Here is a 4,491-nt window from a genome sequence, read left to right on the forward strand (position 1 = left end):
AATGCGACCTTTGCCTTGAATGCCGGGCTGTGATTCCGGCGTGGTCTCTTGCTCATCGTGTCTCCTGTCCGCGACCATCCTGGTCGCCATCAGGCAGAAACTCCACTCATCGCTCTATTCAGTTTTGCCGAGCCACCTCTGACCATGTAATTGCGCGATGGAGTATCGATCCGCATGGGCGGATAATCCTGGCACGTGCCGCCGATGGGAGTGGCCTTTCAGGCTCCTTGACCACGGTTACCACGCCGGCATCTCCGCGGCGCTATCGGTTGATTGCCGGTGTCCTGACACCGACCAGGAAATGGGCGGGCAAGACCATTCCCTGCAAGCTGATCATGAAAGATGCCCGTTATGGCGATGTAACCTGGGGCGGGGGGCGGCCCTTGAGCTTCAACGGAGGTTGTCGTTTGACGACCGCTGCGGGCAGGGAGATCATGAAATCAATTAAGGTTGCGGACGATCGGATCAGGGTCTGGGTGACGGAAGCGTCGCCATTCCGGGCAAAGTGTGAACGGCAGCTTAATCAACGGCTTAGTCCCAAGCCTTGAGTTCGGCTCCTTGCCCGAGACGAGGAATCGATAAGGTCAAATTTCGGTGTTTTCGGTAAGGTCTAGCGCGTCTTCGACGTCTATCCACTGGACGGGAGACCAGTCGGCTGCGAGTTGCCCAACGGCGATTTGAAACGAGTTTTTTGACGATCGCGCCCATCACTGAGCAGCAGCCGTGGTCCCGCAAGCCGATCCGGTGCGTTAACGCTTCGACACGTTAGGAAGCATGATGCATCACATTCAGCGCGGTACAGGCCGGAAGTTACTCCTCATCCACGGCCTCGGAGGAAGTTGGCAATCATGGATTACGATTCTTGATGCATTGAGCACGCATCGCACCGTGATAGCGATCGACCTTCCAGGACATGGTACCACGCCGGCCGCCGCCGATAGCGGAACCTTCGACGGTCTCGTTGGGAGCGTCGAGCGTTATATTCAGGACAATGGACTGACCGGTATCGACGTCGTCGGAAGCTCGATGGGTGCACGGATCGTGCTGGAGCTTGCGCGGCGGGGCAGCGTCGGCAATGTCGTGGCGCTCGATCCCGGCGGATTTTGGCGAGGTTGGGAGCGAACCTTCTTCAAAGTGACAATTGGCCTTTCTGGTCGATTGTTGCGGGCGATCCGACCCGTGCTGCCGACACTTAGCCGATATGCAGCAACGCGCACGGCATTGCTGGCCCAACTGTCTGCACGGCCATGGACACTCAACCCGCATGTTATAGCGACCGAACTGACGGGCCTCAGCACGACGCCGACGTTCGACGCGCTAGTGCAAGATCTTTCAAAAGGTCCTGAACAGACCGGGCCCGCCGCACGATCCACCGATCGCATCGTGATCGGATGGGGCAGACATGACCGACTATGCCTGCCCCGCCAAGCGGCGCGCGCTAAAGTAGCTTTCCCAACGGCAGAGTTGCACTGGTTCGAGTCCAGCGGCCATTTCCCCGCATGGGACATGCCCAAGGATACCATCGCGGTCATTCTTGCCGCAACTCAATGACCTACGAATTCGACCGCAACCGACCCATTCTTGCTATGCAGCCGCCAAATTCCGATACCCAGATGCGGTCCGTCGGCTATTCCGGCTGGTGTCGACCACAGCCGGGCGTTCAGATCCGCCCCGATGAACGTCCGGTCCTGAAGATTTCAGCCGATCGCTAATCAAGGCAGACATCGCAACCCGCCCAAAATCCGACCTTTCTTCGTCGGTTTGCGCAACCTCGAATCAGAGTGTCCGCAGGCACCAAGGTTCGCACTATTTCTTGAGGCTTATCGCCGACGCTGCATGTTGACCGCATCGCACAAGCCAAAACCGCCAGTCTGGCAGGAAATGACGGCTTGTCGTCCTTTGGGCAAAGTGAGATCTGCCTCAGGGAGGTGCCACCCCCTTTGATCGGATGGCATCATGCTTCGCTCCTCAACTGCCCGAAATCGCGTCCTTCTTCTCGCCGCGGCAAGCCTTATCGTCGGTTGCGGATCGGGTGCGACCGGCCGCTCGGCGCAATCGCAGCCAGACCAGCAAGCCGCGCCGGTGGCACCCGTGGCAAGCGAGCCGATCCCGGCCTATCACGCCCGCTTTGGGCGACAGCACCCGGTCATTGCCATCGTCGGCGTCAACAGCGGTACCGAACTCACCGATTATGTCATTCCCTATGGCATCCTGCGGCGGGCTAATCTGGGCGAGGTAATCGCCGTGGCGACCCGCCCAGGCGCGATGACGATGCGTCCGGCGCTGCATATCCAACCACAAGCGACGATCGCCGACTTCGACGCCCGCTTTCCCGATGGCGCCGACTACGTCGTGGTGCCAGCGGTTGTGCAACAGAACGATCCCGCGCTGCTCAACTGGGTAAAGCAACAGGCGGCGAAAGGCGGCACCCTGGTCAGCATCTGTGACGGCGCGCTGGTGCTGGCCAATAGCGGCGTGCTCGATGGGCATCGCGCCACCGCGCACTGGGCAACCGCCGACTATCGGCGCAAGCATTATCCGCAGGTCAACTGGATCGACGATCGCCGTTACGTCGCCGATGGGCGTATCGTGTCCAGCGCAGGGATCAGCGCCGCCATCCCGACTTCGCTTGCGCTGGTTGAGGCGATCGCCGGCCGTGAGCGCGCAGCCATGGTCGCTGCGCAGGTCGGCGCGCCGGACTGGAGCCCGGCGCATGACAGCCATCGCTTTGCACCCAAGTTCGGACGCAATCTGCAGGCCTTTGCGGCAACGCAATATCTCAATGGCTGGCTCCACAAGTCGAAGTCGATCGGCGTTGCGGTCGTGCCGGGGGCCGATGAGATCGCCGTCGCGCTGACTGCCGACGCCTATACCCGGACCGGCCGCGCCAAAGCCTATGCAATAGGCACCAGCGGCGCCCCGATCCTGACGCTGCACGGATTGGCGCTGTTGCCCGATCGTACCGATCCGAAGTCGGTCGAGCGCGTCGTCGCGCTTGCGACGGGTAAGTCTGCGATGGCGCTCGACTGGGTGCTTGCCGAAATTGCCCGCCTGTATGGTGAGCAGACCGCGTATGGCGTGGCGCTCGACTTCGAGTATCCCGGTTACCATGGCTGAAGAAGCGATCCTCATTCCACTGCCACAGGCGCCACTGCGCGTCGTGCTGCTGGCCTATGACGGCATGAACCTGCTCGACCTTGCCGGGCCGTTACAAGCGCTGACCACGGCCAATCGCGACGCCGCTCCAGGGGCGGCGGCTCGGTACGAGACGATTGTCGCCTCGGGCGAAGGTGGCGCGATCGTAACCAGCGCCGGCCTTCCGGTGGTGACCGTCGCAATAGCGACGCTGTTTGACGTGTCGATCGACACCCTGATCGCGCCGGGGGGCTGCATCGGCGAAGATTTTGCGGTGCCGCCTGCGCTGCGCGACTTCATTACCGAACGCGCCGCCTCGGTGCGCCGGCTGTGCTCGGTCTGCACCGGTGCGTTTCTGCTGGCAGCGGCGGGCCAGCTCGAGGGCCGCCGGGTGGCGACGCATTGGGCGTGGCTCGACCGGTTGAAGACGCGTCATCCCGGGCTGGACGTCGATGCCGACAGCATCTTCATCAGAGATGGCAATCTGTGGACGTCCGCGGGCGTGAGTTCAGGCATCGATCTGACGTTGGCTCTAATCGAGGAGGATTACGGTCCCCGCATTGCGATTGATGCGGCGCGGCAGATGGTCGTTTTTATGAAACGCGCCGGCGGCCAGTCGCAGTTCAGCGTGCCGCTTGCGGCGCAAACGAAAGACCAGGGCTTTGTCGAGCTCCACGCCTGGATGGCGGCGAACCTCGCGGCAGACCTGTCGGTCGGGCAGCTCGCGGCGCGCGCGGGAATGGCGCCGCGCACCTTTGCGCGGGCCTATGCCGCGAAGGTTGGACGCACGCCAGCCAAGACGGTCGAGCTGATGCGGATCGAAGCGGCGTGCCGCGCGCTCGAGGAAACCGACCTGCCGTTGAAGAGCATCGCCCAGAGAACTGGTCATGGCGACGAACAGAACCTGCGCCGGGCGTTTCAGCGCCAGCTCGTAACGAATCCGGCGACCCATCGCTTGCGATTTTCAAGTCTTTTGCCGTGAGCATGGCCCGTCGCTGCGGGGCTTGAAACGCTGATCGTCGGATCATCTATGGGAACCTCGTACTCGAATGTTAGCGGCGTCGCCGCAAGCCAGAGCGAGATCGTCGTTCGCACGGCTGAGGCTGGACGACCGTCAGCTATGATCCGTCCGCCCCCGAAAGCTGACAGATAGCAGTCGGATACAGCTGCTCGGCCGGAAGCACGATACCGGAGCCTTCTTGAACGACCGCTACTATCGCAAGCCGACCTTCGTCGTTTGACCTGCGAACTACCGCTTCGTCCCAAAGCAGTAAAGTGGCCCCTCGCCGGAGACGAGGAGCCAACGGGTCAGATTTCGGTATTTTCGGCAAGGGCAAGCGCGTCTTCCACGTCGAT

3 protein-coding genes are annotated in these 4,491 nt (G+C 61.9%); all 3 read left to right on the top strand.

Translation table 11 applies throughout. The features are described from left to right. Nucleotides 1-777: 777 nt before the first annotated feature. The 3 genes from Q0R02_RS02015 to Q0R02_RS02025 all read left to right on the top strand — a co-directional run bounded on the left by Q0R02_RS02015 (nt 778) and on the right by Q0R02_RS02025 (nt 4,117). Nucleotides 778-1,551, top strand: a complete 774-nt coding sequence (locus Q0R02_RS02015; protein WP_293880352.1) for an alpha/beta fold hydrolase — start codon at nt 778-780, stop codon at nt 1,549-1,551. Nucleotides 1,552-1,956: 405 nt separating this feature from the next. After that, nucleotides 1,957-3,117 carry a DJ-1/PfpI family protein gene (locus tag Q0R02_RS02020; protein WP_293880348.1) on the top strand — a complete coding sequence of 387 codons (1,161 nt, stop codon included), beginning with the start codon at nt 1,957-1,959 and terminating at the stop codon, nt 3,115-3,117. Further along, entirely contained in the window at nt 3,110-4,117 is a 1,008-nt protein-coding gene (locus Q0R02_RS02025; RefSeq protein WP_293880350.1) for a DJ-1/PfpI family protein, read from the top strand. The genes Q0R02_RS02020 and Q0R02_RS02025 overlap by 8 nt, the downstream gene beginning before the upstream one ends. Nucleotides 4,118-4,491 lie beyond the last annotated feature (374 nt).

The sequence above is a fragment of the Sphingomonas sp. genome (assembly GCF_025353885.1).
Taxonomy (GTDB): domain Bacteria; phylum Pseudomonadota; class Alphaproteobacteria; order Sphingomonadales; family Sphingomonadaceae; genus Sphingomonas_O.

Coding starts and splice junctions, on each gene's coding strand:
- Q0R02_RS02015 (WP_293880352.1), top strand. CDS start 778: ATGCATCACATTCAGCGCGGTACAGGCCGGAAGTTACTCCTCATCCAC.
- Q0R02_RS02020 (WP_293880348.1), top strand. CDS start 1,957: ATGCTTCGCTCCTCAACTGCCCGAAATCGCGTCCTTCTTCTCGCCGCG.
- Q0R02_RS02025 (WP_293880350.1), top strand. CDS start 3,110: ATGGCTGAAGAAGCGATCCTCATTCCACTGCCACAGGCGCCACTGCGC.